Below are 18709 nucleotides of genomic sequence, written 5' to 3'. Positions count from 1 at the left end.
ATTCTAGCGGAGGAAAAATGCCGCGCCAGATGGCTCAAGGCACTTTAGGAGACCCGCATCAACCGAGCGCGAATTCCACCGCCGCCTCGGCATGGATGCGGGTCGTGTCGAAAACCGGAATGTCGAAATCGCCCTGGCCAATGAGCATGGTGATCTCAGTGCAGCCCATGATCAGGCTGTCGGCGGCCTCTTCGCGGCGCAAGCGGTTTGCCTCGGCGACATAGGCGGCCTTCGAGGCTTCGGAGACAATGCCCTGGCAAAGCTCGTCATAGATGACGCCATGCACCATGTCGCGGCCGGCCGCATCGGGTACGACCGGTGAGAGGCCGTATTTGTCGGCGAGCCGGCCCTTGTAGAAGTCCTGCTCCATGGTGAACCGCGTTGCCAGCAGCGCCGGCCGCTGCATGCCTGCGCGCTTGATCGCCAATGCCGTGGCATCCGCGATGTGAATCAGCGGGATCGACACGGCCGCCTGCACCTGGTCGGCCAGCTTGTGCATGGTGTTGGTGCACAAGAGCAGGCCTTGCGCGCCGCCGGCCTCGAGCTTGCGCGCGGCATCGACCAGCAGCGCGCCGGCGCCGTCCCAATCACCATGATGCTGCCGCTCGGCGATCTCGGCGAAATCGAACGACCACATGAGAAGCTTCGCCGAATGCAGCCCACCCAGCCGCTCGCGCACGATCTCGTTGAGCAGGCGATAATAGATGGCGGTCGATTCCCAGCTCATGCCGCCGAGCAGGCCAAGGGTTTTCATGTGATCTTTCCGTTTCTCTCGCCGAGACAGCTGTAGCTGAAATTGCGTCCCTACAGAAAGCTCTGCGGGTCGATGTCGACCTGCACCCGGACCGAGCCGCGCTGTTTCGGTCCATTGGCCAGCATAGCTCTGATAAAACCTTGCATGTCGGCGCGGCGCTCGCCCTGGATCAGCAGGCGGAAGCGATGGCGGCCGCCGAGCAGGGACAGCGGCGCCTCGGCCGGCCCGAGCACGAACAGGTCCGACGCCTCGGGCGCGGCGCGGCGCAGGCCGCGGGCATGGCCTTCCGCCTCCGCCCGCGTCACGGCGCTGACGATGACGCCGGCCAGCCGGCCGAAGGGCGGCAAGGCAGCGCGTTCGCGCTCAGAAATCTCACGCTGGTAGAAAGATTCGGCGTCGCCGGAGACGATCGCCCGCATCACCGGATGGTCGGGCTGGAACGTCTGCAGCAGGCCCAGGCTCTTCTTGCCGGTGCGGCCGGCACGGCCGGTCACCTGGCTGAGCAACTGGAAGGTGCGCTCGGCGGCGCGCGGATCGCCATTGGCAAGGCCGAGATCGGCATCGACGACGCCGACCAGCGTCATATCAGGGAAATTGTGGCCCTTGGCGACCAGTTGCGTGCCGATGACGATATCGGCCTCGCCATTGGTGATTGCCTCCAGCTCCAGCCGCAACCGTCGTACACCCCCCATGATATCCGACGACAGCACGATGGTGCGTGCGTCCGGGAAATGCGTGACGACCTCCTCGGCGATGCGCTCGACCCCCGGACCGCAAGCGACCAGGTGGTCGAGCGTGCCGCATTCCGGGCAGGCTTCGGGACGGCGCTCATTGTGACCGCAATGGTGGCAGACCAACTGGCCGCGAAAGCGGTGTTCGACCAGCCAGGCCGAGCACACCGGGCAGCCGAAGCGATGGCCGCAGACCCGGCACAGCGTCAGCGGCGCGTAGCCGCGTCGGTTGAGGAACAAGAGCGACTGCTCCTTCTTCTCCAGCGTCCGGCGCATATGGTCGATCAGCACCGGCGACAGGAAGCCGCCACGCGCCGGTGGCGCGCGCCGCATGTCGATCGACTTGAGGTCGGGAAGTGCCGCCTCGGCGAAGCGGGCGGAAAGCACAGCCCTGGCATAGCGGCCTTGGCTGGCATTGACCCGGCTCTCGACCGACGGTGTCGCCGACGCCAGGACCACGGGGAAGCCGCCTATATGGCCGCGCACGACGGCCATGTCGCGCGCATTGTAGAAGACGCGGTCTTCCTGCTTGTAGGCGGGGTCGTGTTCCTCGTCGACGACGATCAGGCCAAGCTCCTTGAATGGCAGGAACAGCGCCGAGCGCGCGCCGGCGACGACGCGCACGCCGCCTTCCGCCACTTGCCGCCAGACTTTTTCGCGCATTCGCGGCGGCAGGTCGGAATGCCACTCGGCCGGCTTGGCGCCAAAACGCTGCTGGAAGCGTTCGAGGAAGGCATGCGTCAGCGCGATTTCCGGCAGCAGGATGAGCACTTGGCCGCCCTGCTCGAGCGCGGCCGCCACCGCCTCGAAATAGACCTCCGTCTTGCCCGAACCGGTGACGCCGTCGAGCAACGCGACATTGAACTCGCCGGCCGCGACATTGGCGCGCAGCATTGACGCGGCCTCGTTCTGGTCCGGCATCAGTTCGGGAACGGCATAGCTTGGGTCAGGCGCGGCCACCACCGGGCGCGGCGGGATCATCACCGTCTCAAACACGCCCTGCGCTTTCAGCCCCTCGATCACCGTCGACGACACGCCGGCGGCGTGCGCGAGGCCGGAGCGCGTCCAGGCCAACCCACCCTCGGCCGTCTCCAGCACGCGTGCCCGCGCATCCGTCATCCGGTCGGGCACAAGCAGGGTGCGCTGCAGCCCCTCGATCCAGGGTTCGGGATCAAAGGCCTCCGGCGCCCTGAGCAGCATGCGCGCCACCATGCCCGGCGCCGACAGCGTGTATTGCGCCACCCAGTCGACGAATCGGCGCATGGCGCGGTCGATCGGCGGACAGTCGAAAACCTGCTCGATCGGGCGCAATTTCCTGGCATCGACCTGCTCGACCGTGCCGTCCCAGACGATGCCGGCGACCTGGCGCGGCCCAAGCGGCACGCGCACGATCGAACCCGGCACCACCCGCATGCCGGCCGGCACGGCATAGGTGTAGGGACGTTCGGCCGGCATCGGCACCAGCACCGGTGCGGCCGCGACAAAGGGCGAATCTTCGATCATGAGGCGTGACCTTGCCCTGACTTTGGTCTAGATCAAAGAGCAACGCTGAACGCGCCTTCCCAAGCACGACGAAATCGTCAGGAGACCCGCCATGAAATTTTTTGCCGACACCGCCGATATCAAAGAGATCAAGGAACTGAACGATCTGGGACTGCTCGATGGCGTCACCACCAACCCCTCGCTGATCCTGAAATCGGGCGGCAAGATCGCCGAGGTCACCAAGCAGATTTGCGACATCGTCGAAGGGCCTGTCTCGGCGGAAGTCGTGGCGATCGAATACAAGCAGATGATGGCTGAGGCCGAGGTGCTGGCCAAGATCGCGCCTAATGTCTGCATCAAGGTGCCGCTGACGCTGGACGGCCTGAAGGCCTGCAAGACCATCCGCACCGAGATGAAGCGCATGGTCAACGTCACGCTGTGCTTCTCGGCCAACCAGGCGCTGCTCGCCGCCAAGGCCGGCGCTTCCTTCATCTCGCCCTTCGTCGGCCGCATCGACGACACCGGCTCGGACGGCATGGAACTGATCCAGGAGATCCGCCAGATCTACGACAATTTCGACTTCCAGACCGAAATCCTGACCGCTTCCGTGCGCACGGTGAACCACGTCAAGCAGGCGGCTCTCATCGGCGCCGACGTCATCACCGCGCCGCCAGCGACGCTAAAGGCGCTGGTCAACCATCCGCTGACCGACAAGGGCCTTGCCGCTTTCCTCGCCGACTGGGCCAAGACCGGCCAGAAGATCGGCTGAGCGGTCCGACACCAGATACAAAAAAAGGCCGGGCAACCGGCCTTTTTTATTGGCGTCTCGTGGCGGCCTGCCGCTCAATCCGCGTCGTCATCGGCGGGCGCGGCCGCCGGCTGGCGCTTGCCCGCCATGATCTCGCGCTTGCCGACATGGTTGGGCGCGCCGACCAGACCTTCCTTCTCCATGCGCTCGACCAGTGAAGCGGCGCGGTTGTAGCCGATGCCGAGGCGGCGCTGGATGTAGGACGTCGAACATTTCTTGTCGCGCAACACCACCTTGACCGCCTCGTCATAGCTGGAATCGCAGTCCTCGGCGGCAACGGCTCCCTTGTCGAAGACCGCTCCCTGGTCGCCTTCCTCTTCCTCTTCATCCTCGTCGGCCGTCACGGTCTCCAGATATTCGGGGCGGCCCTGCGCCTTCAGATGCGCCACGACATGCTCGACCTCGGCGTCGGACACGAAGGGGCCGTGCACACGGGCGATGCGCCCGCCGCCCATCATGTGCAGCATGTCGCCCTGGCCGAGCAGCTGTTCGGCGCCCTGCTCGCCCAGGATGGTGCGGCTGTCGATCTTGGAGGTGACCTGGAAGGAGATGCGGGTCGGGAAATTGGCCTTGATCGTGCCGGTGATGACGTCGACCGAAGGCCGCTGCGTCGCCATGATCAGGTGAATGCCGGCGGCCCGCGCCATCTGCGCCAGGCGCTGGATGGCGCCTTCGATCTCCTTGCCGGCGACCATCATCAGGTCGGCCATCTCGTCGACGATGACGACGATGTAGGGCATTGGCGCGAGGTCGATTTCCTGCTGTTCGAACAGCGGCTCGCCGGTGCCCTTCTCGAAGCCGGCCTGCACGGTCATGACGACCGTCTCACCCTTGTCGCGGGCTTGGGCGGCGCGCTCGTTGTAGCCGTCGATGTTGCGCACGCCGAGCCGCGCCATCTTGCGATAGCGGTCCTCCATCTCGCGCACCGCCCATTTGAGCGCGGTGACGGCCTTCTTGGGATCCGTGACGACAGGGGTCAGAAGGTGTGGGATGCCGTCATAGACGGACAGTTCGAGCATCTTCGGGTCGACCATGATCAGCCGGCATTCTTCCGGCTTCAGCCGGTAGAGCAGCGACAGGATCATGGTGTTGATGGCGACCGACTTGCCGGACCCGGTGGTGCCGGCGACGAGGAGATGCGGCATCTTCGCCAGTTCGGCGATGACAGGTTCGCCGCCGATCGTCTTGCCAAGGCAAAGCGCCAGCTTGCAGCTGGTCTTGCGGAAGCCCTGCGATTCGATCAGTTCGCGGAAATAGACGGTTTCGCGGGTCTCGTTCGGCAACTCTATGCCGATGACATTGCGGCCAGGCACCACGGCGACGCGCGCCGAGACCGCCGACATGGAGCGGGCGATGTCGTCGGCGAGACCAATGACGCGCGAGGATTTGACGCCAGGTGCCGGCTCGAATTCGTAGAGGGTGACGACCGGACCGGGGCGTACGTGGATGATCTCGCCGCGCACGCCGAAATCCTCCAGCACGCTTTCCAGGAGATCGGCATTCTGCTCGAGCCGCTCCTGCGACATGTAGAAGCCTTGGCCCTCGGGAGGCTGCTGCAGCAAATCCTCCGAGGGAAGCTCGTAGCCTTCGCCCGTCTCCGGCTGAGCAACCTTGCCGGCCATGGGCAGCGACGGTGCACGCGCTGCGGGAACGGCTTCGCCCACGCGTTGCACAATCGGCGCCGAGGCGGCGCTGCTTGCGGCAGGTGCGACTGCGGTCGCCATCCGAGCCTGCCGGGCAGCCCTGCCAGCCGGAACGGACGGCTCGGCCACGGCCTTGTTGGAGTTGGCCGGAAAGACGTCGGGCTGGGCGGACGGTGCCTGGCCGGGAAGGCATTCGATGACACGGAACAAGGCGGTGACATCGGCCGCGGCGGACGCGGAGACGTCGGCTCGCGCCGCGTCAAGCGGTGGAGCCGCGACCGGTGCGCGCGGAGCCGGGCTGACCTGCCGGACCGGCGACGTCACATCGACCAGAAGGGGCGCCAGGCCCTCGAAGAAGGCGTGATCCGAAAGATAGGGCCGCCGGGCTTTTTCAGCGGTGGCTGCTTTGGCCGGCGCGCCATTCCCGGCGACGGGTGCCGGACGCGTGGCCGCTGGTGCCGTTGCGGGCACCTTCGGAGCCGCCGGCACAACGCCTTTCGACGTCTCGCCGCCGCGCGCTGGCTGAGCGGACCCGGCCGGTGACGCCCCGCGATGCATGACGGCGCCAGGCCCGGCCTGCTGCGTCGGGAGCGCCTGCGGGCGACCCTCCCCGGCAACCTCGTCCTGCTGGCGATGCTTGGGCTCATAGTCCGGCGTGCGTGTAAAACGCACATTGGGCGCAAGGAAAAAATACTCTTGCCAGGCAGGGCTTTCGGTGTCGCCGCCGAAATCGGCGACCCGCTCGGAATGACCTGCGTGAGAAGCGCCGGGCTGGCGAACATCCGCCTTGCCGCGCGGGCCGCCGGAACGCTCTCCTTGGGGGTCATCGGGCGAAACTGCGTGCAACGAATTGACCCGAGAAAAACGCCTGGCTTCCATGCTCAAGACTCACTGTGAAATGTCTGCTGAGCAATAGGGAGCGAGTGGTTAACAGTTGCTTCCTGTCAGCGTCGCTGGAGCGATCGAGACGCATCTTTCGCGGCGACGCCGCACGATGAGGATTCGAGCAGCCGATCGTGTTTCCACGACCGGTTGCTCATCCGAATGCGGCTATTGGAAAAAGGGCGAGCCTTTGCTCGCGTGACAACCAGCGGGCGGAGATTTACATGCCGCCAAACAGCACGGCTGCCGACGAGTCCGATCGCCGGGAACAGGAAATGCGATCAAGGAGAGAGGGGCGATTCGGCCTCTTCTGATGCGGCGACTCGCGCTAGCTGGCCGTCTTGCCGTGCCGGGCCAGATCCTGGGCGATGGACAGTTGCAGGGCTTCGGCCAGTTCGCGCGCGGCACGGTTCTCGGCGTCGATCTGCGCCCGGTAGGAAGCAAACTCCTGACGCGGCCTGTCGAAGGACGAGGTGATCGCCCGCTTGCCGACCGCGATCACCGCGCCGGTTTTCGCATCGGTTAGCGTGTAGCCGGCGGTCAGTGTCACCGAACCGGCGGTCGGCTCGTCTTGATCGGTTCCAACCTGGACCAGCGCCGAGGATTCAACGGCTTCGGTCACGCCGAGATCGAGCGAATAAAGCGGCGAGGCCGGTTCGCCGGCGCCGCGCCCGAACCCGAAGATCAGATTGTTGCGCACCTGCTGGGCATAACGCGTCCGGACCGGCTTGACCGCAATCGACGCCAACTCGGCATTGGCGCTGGAGCCGGTCGACAGCGGCGCGCTCGAATAGAGCGGCCGCACCTGGCAGGCCGAGACGAGCGCAAGCGAACCGACAAGACCGGCAAGCGCGATGCTGCGCAGCAAACGGCTCAACTCTGTCTTTTCCCGATCAGGCAACGACATTGACGATCCTCTGCGGCACGATGATCACCTTGCGCGGAGCCTTGCCTTCAAGTGCTTTCTGCACGAAGTCGAGAGCCAAGACCGCTTTTTCGACCGCACCTTGGTCCGCGTCGCGGGCAATTGTCAAATCGCCCCGCTTCTTGCCGTTGACCTGCACCGGATAGGTGACTTCGTTGTCGACGACCAGCGCCGGATCGAAGACCGGCCACGGCCGTTCGGCGAGCAGATCGGTGCCGCCCAGCACCTCCCAGCACTCTTCGGCAAGGTGCGGCATCACGGGCGCGATCAGATGCACCATGATCTCCACGGCCTCGCGGCAAGCGCTTTTCAGCGCCGTATCAGCCTTGCCTTCCGTCACCTCGTTGAGCGGAGTGGTCAGCGCGTTGGCCAGTTCATAGATGCGGGCGATGGCACGGTTGAAGGCGAGCTTCTCGATGTCTTCGCCGACCGCCTTCAGGATTTTGTGCGCGGCCTTGGAAACCGCTCCGGCCTCGCCATCATTGGCGGCCTTCGGTGCGATGCCTGCCAGCGTCTCGGCCGCCGTCGACACCAGCCGCCAGATGCGCTGCATGAAGCGATGCGCGCCGGCCGCACCATCGTCGGTCCACTCGACATCGCGTTCGGGCGGCGAATCCGACAGCATGAACCAGCGCGCCGTGTCGGCGCCGTAGCCATCGGTGATGTCTTCCGGGCTCACCGTGTTCTTCTTCGACTTCGACATCTTTTCGAGCGGGCCGATGGTGACCGCATCGCCGGTGGCGATGTCGATGGCGCGGCGCTTGCCGTCGACATCCTCCAGCCGCACTTCGGCCGGCGCCAGCCAGCGGCCGTTCGATGCCGAACCGACACGGTAGGTTTCGTGCACGACCATGCCTTGCGTGAACAGGCCCTTGAACGGCTCGGCCAGGTCGACATGGCCGGTCTCGCGCATGGCGCGGGTGAAGAAGCGTGAATAGAGTAGATGCAGGATCGCATGCTCGATGCCGCCAATATACTGGTCGACCGCCAGCCACTCGTTCGCTGCCTTGGGATCGGTCGGGTCATCCGCCCACGGCGCTGTGAAGCGGGCGAAATACCAGGACGAATCGACGAACGTGTCCATCGTATCGGTTTCACGGCGCGCGTCCTTGCCGCATTGCGGGCACTTCACATGCCGCCAGGTCGGGTGACGGTCGAGCGGATTGCCCGGCCGGTCGAAATCGACATCGTCCGGCAGCTTGACCGGCAGGTCGGCCTTCGGCACCGGCACCACGCCGCAATCCTCGCAATGGATCATCGGGATCGGGCAGCCCCAGTAACGTTGCCGCGAAATGCCCCAGTCGCGCAGGCGGAAGTTCACCTTGCGCTCGGCCATGGGGCGATTACCGATGGTCTTTTGTTCCAGCAGCCTGGCGACCTCGTCGAAAGCTCGGTCCGGAGTCATGCCATCAAGGAAGCGCGAGTTGATCATCGCCCCATTGTCGGTATAGGCCACGTCGATCACCTGGAAAGCCGACGGGTCCTCGCCGTCCGGCATCACCACGGGCACCACCGGCAAGCCGTATTTGTTGGCGAAGTCGAGGTCGCGCTGGTCATGCGCCGGGCAGCCGAAGATGGCGCCGGTGCCATATTCCATCAGCACGAAATTGGCGACATAGACCGGCAGCGTCCAAGTACCGTCGAAGGGATGGACGACGCGGATGCCGGTGTCGAAGCCCTTCTTCTCAGCCGTCTCCAGCGCCGCCACCGAAGTGCCCATATGGCGGACTTCGTCGATGAATTTCGCCAGCGCCGGATTGGTCTCGGCGGCCTTTTTGGCCAGCGGATGATCGGCGGCGATCGCCATGAACGAGGCGCCGAAAATGGTATCGGGCCGCGTCGTGTAGACCTCAAGCTCGTGCTCGCCGGCAATTTCCGAGGCCAGCGGCCAGCGGATCAGCAGACCTTCCGAACGGCCGATCCAGTTCTGCTGCATCAGCTTCACTTTTTCGGGCCATTCGTCGAGGCCGTCGAGCGAATCCAGCAGGTCCTGCGCGAAATCGGTGATTTTGAAGAACCACTGCGTCAATTCGCGCTGCTCGACCAGCGCGCCGGAGCGCCAGCCGCGTCCGTCGATGACCTGCTCGTTGGCGAGCACCGTCATGTCCTCCGGGTCCCAGTTGACCTTGGAGGATTTGCGCGTCACCAGCCCCTTCTCGACGAAGTCGAGGAACAGCATCTGCTGGCGGTGGTAGTAATCGACATCGCAGGTGGCGAATTCGCGCGCCCAGTCCAGCGACAGGCCCATCACCTTGAGCTGCTCGCGCATGGTGGCGATGTTCTGGTAGGTCCACTCCTTGGGATGAACCTTGTTCTGCATGGCGGCGTTTTCGGCCGGCATGCCGAAGGCGTCCCAGCCCATCGGATGCAGCACGTTGAAGCCCTTGGCCCGCTTGTAACGCGCCACCACGTCGCCCATCGTATAGTTGCGGGTGTGGCCGATATGGATCCGCCCCGACGGATAGGGGAACATTTCCAGCACGTAGTACTTCGGGCGCGGATCGTCATTGTGCGCTTCGAAAAGCTTCTTTTCGGCCCAGGCCTTCTGCCATTTGGGTTCTGACGCGCGCGGATTGTATCGTTCGGTTGCCATGGGACGTTTTTCACTTAAAAGCATGCCGACTGCGGGCAAGAGCCCGGCAGTTCACGAAATGTGGTCCGGGTGTTCACCATGGTTTGGCAAACCCGTCAACCATATGGGCATCGCGTCCGACAAAAACGCGGGTCAAAACAGCGGGATTTGCATATGGGCGACACCGTTCAGCAGTTTTTCGCGGTCAAGGCGAGGATCGCCGCCGCCGAGCAGGAGGCTGGCCGTGAAGCCGGCGCGGTGACGCTGGTGGCGGTCTCCAAGACCTTCGACGCCGTCGATATCCAACCCGTGATCGAGGCCGGGCAGCGCGTCTTCGGCGAGAACCGCGTCCAGGAAACACAAGGCAAATGGCCTGACCTGAAGGAGGCTTTCCCCGACATTGAATTGCACCTGATCGGCCCGCTGCAGTCGAACAAGGCCAAGGAGGCGGTAGCGCTGTTCGACGTCATCGAAACGGTGGATCGCGAAAAGATCGCCGCCGAGCTCACCAAGGAAATTGTCCGGCAAGGTCGGGCGCCAAAACTCTATGTCCAGGTGAATACCGGTTCCGAACCGCAAAAGGCCGGCATCGAACCGCGCGAGGCGGTCGCCTTCGTCAAACGCTGCCGGGAAGTCCACGGCCTCACCATCGAAGGCCTGATGTGCATCCCGCCGGCTGACGAGAATCCCGGCCCGCACTTCGCCTTGCTGGAAAAACTGGCGCGGGAGGCCGGCGTCGCCGGACTGTCGATGGGCATGTCGGGCGATTACGAAACGGCGATCGCCTTTGGCGCCACCAGCATACGAGTCGGCTCCGCCATCTTCGGCAGCCGCTAGCCGTTGGGCCAGATCGACGAGGTCGCTGCACCAGCGCTGGAAACGAAACGTACCGTTCCTATTTGTTTCGTGTCATCACACATTTCTCTGGAGCTTTCGCCATGCGCTACAATCAGCTTGGAAATACCGGGCTTTTCGTTTCCGAACTTTGCCTCGGCACCATGACCTTCGGCGCCGCCGGCCAGAACGCCCAATGGGGCCTGATCGCCAGCCTCGACCAGAAGGGCGTCAACGAGATCGTCGGCCGTTCGATTGCCGCCGGTGTCAACTTCTTCGACACGGCGGACGTCTATTCCTTCGGCGAGTCCGAACGCCTGCTCGGCCAGTCGCTCCGGGATCTCGGCATTGCCAGGTCGAGCGTGGTCATCGCCACCAAGGTCCATGCCGCCACCGGCGACGGGCCGAACCAGCGCGGCTCCTCGCGCGGCCACATCATGGATTCGGTCGATGCCAGCCTCGAACGGCTGCAGCTCGACCATATCGATCTCTATCAGTTGCACGGCACCGACGCGGTAACGCCGATCGACGAAACGCTGCGGGCACTCGACGATCTCGTCTCCAGCGGCAAGGTCCGCTATGTCGGCGTGTCCAACTGGCAGGCCTGGCGCATCGCCAAGGCGCTCGGCATCGCCGACCGCAAGGGCTTTGCCGGCTTCGAGACCATCCAGTCCTATTATTCGATCGCCGGCCGCGACCTCGAACGCGAGATCGTGCCGCTGATCAACGAGGAGAAGCTCGGCCTGATGGTGTGGTCGCCGATGGCCGGCGGCCTGCTGTCCGGCAAATACGGCCCTGGCGCGCCGGGCAATGGCGAGGGCCGCCGCGCGTCCTTCAACTTCCCGCCGGTCAACGAGGAGCGCGCCTGGGCAGCGGTCGCCGCCATGCGCGAGGTCGCCAGGAAGCATGATGTCAGCGTCGCCACCGTGGCGCTCGGCTATGTCCTGGCCAAGCCTTTCGTCATGAGCGTGATAATCGGCGCCAGCCGCATGGAGCAGCTCGAACAAAACCTCGCCGCCACCAGCCTCAAGCTCGATGCCGACGATCTCGCCAGGCTGGATGAGGTGAGCGCCTTGCCGGCCGAATATCCCGGCTGGATGGTCGAGCGCCAGGGCGCCGGCCGGCGTCCGGCGCCCTTCGTCCCTAAGGCATAGCCTGCGGGAAAGCCGGCCTTTTCGAAGCCGCGTATCCCATGGACGCGCGGCTCCAACTACAGCCGAACCGTCTCGGCCAGGAAATCGAGAAAGGCCCGCACCCGTGCCGGCAGATGGCGGCCCTGGCCGACATAGACGGCGTGCGTCGCCTCCTCGTCGCCCGGGTTGAAATCCTCCAGCAGCGGCACCAGCCGCCCGGCGGCGATATCGGCCGCCACATGCCAGCGCGCCAGCCGGGAAATGCCTACCCCGGCCAGCGTCATCAGCCGCATTGCCTCGCCATCGCTGACCAGCGCGTTGCCGGTGATCGGGATCATGACGGCATTGCCCTGCGCGTCGAGGAACGGCCAGCCGTCAATATGCCTGACGAAGCCGAAGCCCATCCGGTTGTGTGTGTCGAGATCGGCTGGCGTCAGCGGCGTGCCATGCGGCTCGAGGTAGGAAGGGGCCGCAACGAGGACCACCGGGCTCTGCCCGAGCTTGCGCGCCACCAGCCGTGATTCGCCGAGCGGCCCGGCCCGGATCGCTACATCGGCGCGTTCGGCCATCAGGTCGATGACACTGTCGGTCAGCACCAGATCGACCGAGATTTCGGGATAGCGTTCGAGGAAGCGCGGCAGCAGCGGGATCAGCCGGTGCACCCCGAACGGCACGTAGGTGTTGACGCGCAGCCGCCCGCGCGGCGCGGCGCCCGCGGCCGCCTCACGCTCAGCCGCCGCCATGTCGGCAAGGATGCGTAGCCCGCTTTCATAAAACGCCGCCCCTTCCGGCGTCAGCAGCAGCTTGCGCGTCGAGCGGCTGACCAGCCGCGCGCCAAGCCGGGCTTCCAGCCGCGCGATCAGCTTGCTGACGGCCGACGGCGTCATGCGCAGCGCGCGCGCCGCGGCGGAAAAGCTGCCTGCCTCGACAACGCGCACGAAGACTTCGATCTCGCCGGAACGGTTTATGTCGGGTCTGGCCATCTGTGAATCTATTTCACAGAAAATATGCCCTGATCAAGTCTGGTTCACAGCACTCGGCAACACGATCTTCCCGGTCGGGGCGCGGGTTGGACAGGCGCTCATCGCCTGAACGGCCCGTCTTTCAAAGTGGAAACGCCATGCCTCTTGCTCTCTACGCCCTCGCCGCCGGTGCCTTTGGCATCGGTGTCACCGAATTCGTCATCATGGGCCTGCTCATCGATGTCAGTAAGGATCTTGGTGTGTCGATCTCGGCCGCCGGCCAATTGATCTCGGGTTATGCGCTCGGTGTCGTCATCGGTGCACCCCTGTTGACCATCGCCACCGGCAACTGGCCGCGCAAAACCGTGCTGCTGGCGCTGATGGCGATCTTCACGATTGGCAACCTCGCCTGTGCGCTGGCGCCCGATTACTGGACGCTGATGGGTGCCCGCATCATCACCGCCTTTGCCCACGGCACTTTCTTCGGCGTTGGCTCGGTGGTCGCCACTGGTCTGGTCGCGCCCAACAGGAAGGCTTCGGCGATCGCGCTGATGTTCACCGGCCTGACCATCGCCAACATCCTCGGCGTACCTTTCGGCACCTGGCTCGGCCAGGCTTTTGGCTGGCGCGCGACCTTCTGGGCAGTGACCGCGGTCGGCCTCGCGGCCTTCGCCGTCATCCTGGCCCTGGTGCCGCGTGGCCAGGCGACGCCGGAGAAGAGCGACTTGCGCGCCGATCTCGCCGTGCTGCGCCGAACGCCCGTCCTGCTCGGCCTCGCCACTACGGTGCTCGGCTATGCCGGCGTCTTCGCCGTCTTCACCTACATCGCTCCGTTGCTCACCGAGATCAGTGGCTTCGGGGAAGCGGCCGTGTCGCCGATTCTGCTCGTCTTCGGCGGTGGCCTCATCGCCGGCAATCTCGCAGGCGGCAAGGTCGCCGATCGCTGGCTGGTGCCGGCGGTGCTCGGCAGTCTCGTGGTGCTGGCGCTGGTGCTTGCCACGATGAGCTTCGCCATCCACAGCCAGGTCATGGCCGTGATCTATGTCGGCCTGCTCGGTGCGGCCGCCTTCGCCACCGTGGCGCCACTGCAGATGTGGGTGCTGGAAAAGGCGCAAGGCGCCGGCCAAAGCCTGGCCTCATCGTTCAACATCGCCGCCTTCAATCTCGGCAATGCCGCCGGCGCCTGGCTTGGCGGCGCGGTCATCGCCCATGGCCTTGGACTGGGTTCGCTCACTTGGGTCGCTGCCCTGCTGCCGCTCGCGGCACTCGCCGTGGCCGGACTGGCGCTGCGCCTCGATCGCGGCGCCACATCAGGCGCGCCCGCCTCCGTCCGGTTGTGACATCAGCCGACATCCGAATCGCCTCACTTCTTCACAAACCACCAGGAGCAAGAAAATGGACTATCGACGTCTCGGCGCATCGGGTTTGAAAGTCCCGGCGCTTTCATTCGGCGCCGGAACCTTCGGCGGATCCGGCCCACTGTTCGGCGCCTGGGGCAACAGCGACGCGCAAGAAGCGCGGCGGCTTATCGACATCTGCCTCGAGGCCGGCGTCAACCTCTTCGACACCGCCGACGTCTATTCGAACGGCGCCTCGGAAGAGGTGCTCGGCGAGGCGATAAAAGGCCGCCGCGACGCCGTTCTGATCTCGACCAAGACCGCGCTGCCGATGGGCGACGGCCCGGCCGACCACGGCTCGTCACGCTCGCGGCTGATCAAGTCGGTCGATGCCGCGCTGAAGCGTCTCGGCACCGACTATATCGACCTGCTGCAGCTGCACGCCTTCGATGCCGGGACGCCGATCGAGGAAGTTCTGGCGACGCTGGACGGCCTCGTTCGCTCCGGCAAGCTGCGTTATGTCGGTGTTTCCAACTTCTCCGGCTGGCAAGTGATGAAGTCGCTCGGCTTGGCGCAGACGCACGGCTACCCACGCTATGTCGCGCACCAGGTCTACTATTCGCTGCTCGGCCGCGACTATGAATGGGAGCTGATGCCGCTCGGCCTCGACCAGGGCGTCGGCGCGTTGGTGTGGAGTCCGCTCGGCTGGGGCCGCCTGACCGGCAAGATCCGCCGTGGCCAGCCCTTGCCGGAAAAGAGCCGCCTGCACGAGACCGCGAGCTTCGGCCCGCCGGTCGAGGACGAACATCTCTACAGGGTCATGGAGGCGCTTGACGCGGTGGCTGAGGAGACCGGCAAGACGGTTCCGCAAATCGCCATCAACTGGCTGCTGCAGCGCCCGACCGTCTCATCTGTTATCATCGGCGCCCGCAACGAGGAGCAACTGCGCCAGAACCTCGGCGCCGTCGGTTGGACGCTGACGCCGGAGCAGGTCAAGAAGCTGGACGCGGCGAGCGAAGTCACCGCCCCCTATCCGTACTTCCCCTACCGGCGGCAGGAAGGCTTCGCACGGCTGAACCCGCCGGCGGTGTGATTGATAGGCGCTAACAGGTTACGTCGCGGGACAGCGCCCCCTCTGTCCTGCCGGATTGTCCGGCAGGACAGAGGGGGGCGCCGTAGGACGCCTTCCTCGACAGCCATCGTCGCCCTATCCGACCCTCAGTGCAGGACGAACTCCCCATCCACCTTGCGCCATTCATTCGGGGCGATCAGCTTCTGGTGCGTATAGACCACCGAATGCAGCGGCCCATCCAGCTTGGCTTTCCAGAATTCGATGAACCGGATCAGCACCGGAAACTTCGGAGCGATGTCGTAGTCCTGCCAGACGAAGCTCTGCAGGAGATGCGGGTGGTCGGGGAAATGATAAAGAATCTTGGCCGTTGTCAGGCCGTAGCCTTTGAGCATCAGGTCCATTTCAAGATGGTCGCGCATTGCGGTCCCCAAGGTTGATTCTCCTTTCCTCCCAGGCACCAATTGTGCGCGCCGTTACTTAACTGTCTATTGATTTTTCTTGATCGCAAAACGAACTTTTCCCGCAAAAACATGCAGTTAGCAGCGAACCGTTTCGAGTGCTGACAGTCTCGAAAAGCGCCCCTGCGGCATCCCGCCGCGCGAATCCAACGTCTAATGTTGCCGTCGCGGCGGAACTGGTAATAATGCCGCCGAATTCGCGGCTGCGTCGCCGCGATCCCGCGGGCATTTCAAGCCGGCGGATTGGTTCGGGAGGAAAGCCAAGAAATGTCCGAGGTTCATGTTCATCGCGTCAAGCCGGCGTGGAAGAAGAACGCCCTGATCGACAATGACACCTACCTAAAATGGTATGCCGACAGCGTGAAAAACCCGGACAAGTTCTGGGGCAAGCACGGCAAGCGCATCGACTGGTTCAAGCCCTTCTCCAAGGTTAAGAACACCTCCTTCGACGGCAAGGTCTCCATCAAGTGGTTCGAGGATGGCCAGACCAATGTCTCGTACAATTGCATCGACCGCCACCTGAAGAAGCGCGGTGACCAGACCGCCATCATCTGGGAAGGCGACAACCCTTACGACGACAAGAAAATCACCTACAACGAGCTCTACGAGCATGTCTGCCGGCTCGCCAATGTGATGAAGAAGCACGGCGTCAAGAAAGGCGACCGCGTCACCATCTACATGCCGATGATCCCGGAGGCGGCCTACGCGATGCTGGCCTGCACGCGTATCGGCGCCATCCATTCGGTCGTCTTCGGCGGCTTTTCGCCGGATGCGCTTGCCGGCCGCATCGTCGACTGCGAATCGACCTTCGTCATCACATCGGATGAAGGCCTGCGTGGAGGAAAACCCATTCCTCTCAAGGACAACACCGACAAGGCGATCGACATCGCCGCCAAGCACCACGTCATGGTCAAGAACGTCGTGGTCGTGCGCCGCACGGGCGCCAAGATCGGCTGGGCGCCGGGCCGCGATGTCTGGTATCACGACGAAGTCGCGACGGTGAAGTCCGAGTGCAAGCCGGAGAGAATGAAGGCGGAAGATCCGCTGTTCATCCTCTACACGTCGGGCTCGACCGGCAAGCCGAAAGGCGTGCTGCACACCACCGCCGGCTATCTCGTCTATGTGTCGATGACGCACCAATATGTCTTCGACTATCATGACGGCGACATCTACTGGTGCACCGCCGATGTCGGCTGGGTGACCGGCCACAGCTACATCGTCTACGGGCCACTCGCCAACGGCGCCACCACGCTGATGTTCGAAGGTGTGCCGAACTACCCCTCGCAGTCACGCTTCTGGGAGGTCATCGACAAGCACAAGGTCAACATCTTCTACACCGCGCCCACGGCGCTGCGCGCGCTGATGGGCGCCGGCAACGACCCGGTGAAGAAGACGTCGCGCAAGTCGCTGCGTGTGCTGGGCTCGGTCGGCGAGCCGATCAACCCGGAAGCCTGGGAGTGGTATTTCAACGTCGTCGGCGACGGCAAGGTGCCGATCGTCGACACATGGTGGCAGACCGAAACCGGCGGCATCCTGATCACGCCGCTGCCCGGCGCCACCGACCTCAAGCCGGGTTCGGCGACGCGGCCCTTCTTCGGCGTCAAGCCGCAGCTGGTCGACGGCGAGGGCAAGGTGGTGGAGGGTGCGGCCGACGGCAATCTCTGCATCACCGATTCCTGGCCGGGCCAGATGCGCACCGTCTATGGCGATCACGACCGCTTCGTGCAGACCTATTTCTCGACCTACAAGGGCAAGTATTTCACCGGCGACGGCTGCCGCCGCGATGCGGATGGCTATTACTGGATCACCGGCCGCGTCGACGACGTCATCAACGTCTCCGGCCACCGCATGGGTACCGCCGAGGTCGAATCGGCGCTGGTCAGCCATGAGAAAGTCTCGGAAGCCGCAGTCGTCGGCTATCCCCATGATATCAAGGGCCAGGGCATCTACAGCTACGTCACCTTGATGAGGGGCGTCGAAGCGACCGAAGATCTGCGCAAGGAACTTGTCGCCCATGTCCGCAAGGAGATCGGCGCCATCGCCACGCCCGACAAGATCCAGTTCGCGCCCGGCCTGCCCAAGACCCGCTCGGGCAAGATCATGCGCCGCATCCTGCGCAAGATCGCCGAGGACGATTTCGGCGCCCTTGGCGACACCTCGACGCTTGCCGATCCGGCCGTGGTCGACGACCTCGTCGCCAACCGGCAGAACAAGAAGGGCTGACGCCCGCCATGGCCGCGATCGGCTGCGTTGCCGAACTCTGGCGCTATCCGGCGAGTTCGCTCGCCGGCGAGCGGCTGGAGGCGATCGCGGTCGGCACCGACAGTATCGAGGGCGACCGTATGTTCGGCCTCGTCGATACGTCGGACAACGAGATCGCCCGGCCCGATCGTGACGCCAAGTGGCACAAGGTGCCGCGCATCAGGACCCGGCTGAACCATGATCGCGTCCTGGAAATCGCCATTCCCGGCGGTAACTGGCTAAGCGCACCAAGCCCCGAATGCGACCGCGCGGTGTCGGACTATCTTGGCTTTGCCGCCTCGATTCGCCCATTCGGCCGCGAGAACGCCCCGCCCGCCTATGCCGGCCCGCTGACGCAGGCGCGCTACAAGAAGGCGCCGATCCATCTCCTGACCACGGCCTCGCTGGCGCGGCTGAAGGCACTGCATCCCGATGGTGCCGCCGATCCGCGCCGCTTCCGCCCCAACATCGTCGTCGACATGGCTCCAGTCGACGGCTCGTTTCCCGAAACCGAATGGATCGGCCGCAAGCTCGCCATCGGCGACCTCGTCTTGACCATCTCCGAGCCATGCCGCCGCTGCGGCTTCACCATCATTGCCCAGGACGGTTTCGACAATGATCCCGGCATCCTGCGCAATCTGGTGCGCTACAACGCCCACAATCTCGGCGTCTATTGCACCGTCGACCAACCCGGCCGTGTCGATATCGGTGCGCCGATGCGTTTCGTGGCGGCATAGCCCCGTAGCGCGCCGCCCTGGTGCGATAGAGATGTGGCCTCCCTCTTCACGCTGCCTGTAATACGCATGACAGAAACCGCGCCATACAGCTGGCGCGGCTCGCCTTGTCGCTTCTGTCGTCCGCCAATTTCAGATCCC

The 18709-nt window shown here is 64.6% G+C and carries 14 protein-coding genes; 7 read left to right on the top strand and 7 right to left on the bottom strand.

Annotated elements, in window-relative coordinates:
• Window positions 1-58 precede the first annotated feature (58 nt).
• Entirely contained in the window at window positions 59-754 is a 696-nt protein-coding gene (locus EN808_RS19070; RefSeq protein WP_135916631.1) for an aspartate/glutamate racemase family protein, read from the bottom strand.
• A 50-nt stretch (window positions 755-804) separates the two neighbouring features.
• On the bottom strand, window positions 805-2988 hold the full coding sequence (locus EN808_RS19065; RefSeq protein ID WP_135916630.1) for a primosomal protein N': 2184 nt from the start codon (window positions 2986-2988) through the stop codon (window positions 805-807).
• A gap of 91 nt (window positions 2989-3079) precedes the next feature.
• Here EN808_RS19065 and fsa point away from each other — a divergent pair, with 91 nt between their 5' ends.
• Window positions 3080-3736 (top strand): fructose-6-phosphate aldolase, encoded by a 657-nt coding sequence (gene fsa / locus EN808_RS19060; protein ID WP_135916629.1) that lies wholly within the window; start codon window positions 3080-3082, stop codon window positions 3734-3736.
• 74 nt (window positions 3737-3810) lie between these two features.
• Here the strand turns inward: fsa and EN808_RS19055 are convergent, their stop codons facing one another.
• From EN808_RS19055 to leuS, 3 genes are all read right to left on the bottom strand, one after another.
• Complete coding sequence (locus EN808_RS19055) at window positions 3811-6297, bottom strand: DNA translocase FtsK (RefSeq protein ID WP_135916628.1); 2487 nt, start codon at window positions 6295-6297, stop codon at window positions 3811-3813.
• Window positions 6298-6628: 331 nt separating this feature from the next.
• A complete protein-coding gene (gene lptE, locus EN808_RS19050; protein ID WP_135916627.1) occupies window positions 6629-7207 on the bottom strand; it encodes an LPS assembly lipoprotein LptE in 579 nt (192 codons plus the stop codon).
• Window positions 7194-9818, bottom strand: a complete 2625-nt coding sequence (gene leuS, locus EN808_RS19045) for a leucine--tRNA ligase (RefSeq protein ID WP_135863291.1) — start codon at window positions 9816-9818, stop codon at window positions 7194-7196. The genes lptE and leuS overlap by 14 nt, the downstream gene beginning before the upstream one ends.
• A gap of 153 nt (window positions 9819-9971) precedes the next feature.
• Between leuS and EN808_RS19040 the strand changes: the two genes are divergently transcribed.
• Both EN808_RS19040 and EN808_RS19035 read left to right on the top strand, forming a co-directional pair.
• Window positions 9972-10634, top strand: a complete 663-nt coding sequence (locus tag EN808_RS19040) for a YggS family pyridoxal phosphate-dependent enzyme (RefSeq protein ID WP_127873373.1) — start codon at window positions 9972-9974, stop codon at window positions 10632-10634.
• 101 nt (window positions 10635-10735) lie between these two features.
• The gene (locus tag EN808_RS19035; RefSeq protein ID WP_127873372.1) at window positions 10736-11785 is read left to right on the top strand and encodes an aldo/keto reductase; all 1050 of its coding nucleotides are present in this window, start codon (window positions 10736-10738) and stop codon (window positions 11783-11785) included.
• Window positions 11786-11841: 56 nt separating this feature from the next.
• Here the strand turns inward: EN808_RS19035 and EN808_RS19030 are convergent, their stop codons facing one another.
• Window positions 11842-12747 carry a LysR family transcriptional regulator gene (locus tag EN808_RS19030; RefSeq protein ID WP_127873371.1) on the bottom strand — a complete coding sequence of 302 codons (906 nt, stop codon included), beginning with the start codon at window positions 12745-12747 and terminating at the stop codon, window positions 11842-11844.
• Between the two features lie 137 nt (window positions 12748-12884).
• Here EN808_RS19030 and EN808_RS19025 point away from each other — a divergent pair, with 137 nt between their 5' ends.
• Both EN808_RS19025 and EN808_RS19020 read left to right on the top strand, forming a co-directional pair.
• Entirely contained in the window at window positions 12885-14066 is a 1182-nt protein-coding gene (locus tag EN808_RS19025; protein WP_127277733.1) for an MFS transporter, read from the top strand.
• A 55-nt stretch (window positions 14067-14121) separates the two neighbouring features.
• Entirely contained in the window at window positions 14122-15156 is a 1035-nt protein-coding gene (locus EN808_RS19020) for an aldo/keto reductase (protein WP_127277734.1), read from the top strand.
• A gap of 125 nt (window positions 15157-15281) precedes the next feature.
• On the opposite strand, the gene EN808_RS19015 is transcribed toward EN808_RS19020, so the two are convergent.
• Entirely contained in the window at window positions 15282-15554 is a 273-nt protein-coding gene (locus EN808_RS19015) for an usg protein (RefSeq protein WP_023784217.1), read from the bottom strand.
• Window positions 15555-15860: 306 nt separating this feature from the next.
• Between EN808_RS19015 and acs the strand changes: the two genes are divergently transcribed.
• Together acs and EN808_RS19005 are read left to right on the top strand one after the other, a co-directional pair.
• Window positions 15861-17816: an acetate--CoA ligase gene (gene acs, locus EN808_RS19010; protein WP_135863301.1), complete on the top strand. Its 1956-nt coding sequence runs from the start codon at window positions 15861-15863 to the stop codon at window positions 17814-17816.
• Between the two features lie 8 nt (window positions 17817-17824).
• Window positions 17825-18571 carry an MOSC domain-containing protein gene (locus EN808_RS19005; RefSeq protein WP_135916626.1) on the top strand — a complete coding sequence of 249 codons (747 nt, stop codon included), beginning with the start codon at window positions 17825-17827 and terminating at the stop codon, window positions 18569-18571.
• Window positions 18572-18709: the final 138 nt, after the last annotated feature.

It is taken from the genome of Mesorhizobium sp. M8A.F.Ca.ET.165.01.1.1, assembly GCF_004792065.1.
Classification (GTDB): domain Bacteria; phylum Pseudomonadota; class Alphaproteobacteria; order Rhizobiales; family Rhizobiaceae; genus Mesorhizobium.
This window is presented reverse-complemented; position numbering and strand designations above follow the sequence as displayed.

What these genes read in the sequence shown, in the direction of transcription:
- EN808_RS19065 (WP_135916630.1), bottom strand. Translation starts at nt 2,988, where the DNA reads ATGATCGAAGATTCGCCCTTTGTCGCGGCCGCACCGGTGCTGGTGCCG.
- EN808_RS19005 (WP_135916626.1), top strand. Translation starts at nt 17,825, where the DNA reads ATGGCCGCGATCGGCTGCGTTGCCGAACTCTGGCGCTATCCGGCGAGT.
- acs (WP_135863301.1), top strand. Translation starts at nt 15,861, where the DNA reads ATGTCCGAGGTTCATGTTCATCGCGTCAAGCCGGCGTGGAAGAAGAAC.
- EN808_RS19020 (WP_127277734.1), top strand. Translation starts at nt 14,122, where the DNA reads ATGGACTATCGACGTCTCGGCGCATCGGGTTTGAAAGTCCCGGCGCTT.
- EN808_RS19055 (WP_135916628.1), bottom strand. Translation starts at nt 6,297, where the DNA reads ATGGAAGCCAGGCGTTTTTCTCGGGTCAATTCGTTGCACGCAGTTTCG.
- fsa (WP_135916629.1), top strand. Translation starts at nt 3,080, where the DNA reads ATGAAATTTTTTGCCGACACCGCCGATATCAAAGAGATCAAGGAACTG.
- lptE (WP_135916627.1), bottom strand. Translation starts at nt 7,207, where the DNA reads ATGTCGTTGCCTGATCGGGAAAAGACAGAGTTGAGCCGTTTGCTGCGC.
- EN808_RS19025 (WP_127277733.1), top strand. Translation starts at nt 12,885, where the DNA reads ATGCCTCTTGCTCTCTACGCCCTCGCCGCCGGTGCCTTTGGCATCGGT.
- EN808_RS19035 (WP_127873372.1), top strand. Translation starts at nt 10,736, where the DNA reads ATGCGCTACAATCAGCTTGGAAATACCGGGCTTTTCGTTTCCGAACTT.
- EN808_RS19040 (WP_127873373.1), top strand. Translation starts at nt 9,972, where the DNA reads ATGGGCGACACCGTTCAGCAGTTTTTCGCGGTCAAGGCGAGGATCGCC.
- EN808_RS19070 (WP_135916631.1), bottom strand. Translation starts at nt 754, where the DNA reads ATGAAAACCCTTGGCCTGCTCGGCGGCATGAGCTGGGAATCGACCGCC.
- leuS (WP_135863291.1), bottom strand. Translation starts at nt 9,818, where the DNA reads ATGGCAACCGAACGATACAATCCGCGCGCGTCAGAACCCAAATGGCAG.
- EN808_RS19015 (WP_023784217.1), bottom strand. Translation starts at nt 15,554, where the DNA reads ATGCGCGACCATCTTGAAATGGACCTGATGCTCAAAGGCTACGGCCTG.
- EN808_RS19030 (WP_127873371.1), bottom strand. Translation starts at nt 12,747, where the DNA reads ATGGCCAGACCCGACATAAACCGTTCCGGCGAGATCGAAGTCTTCGTG.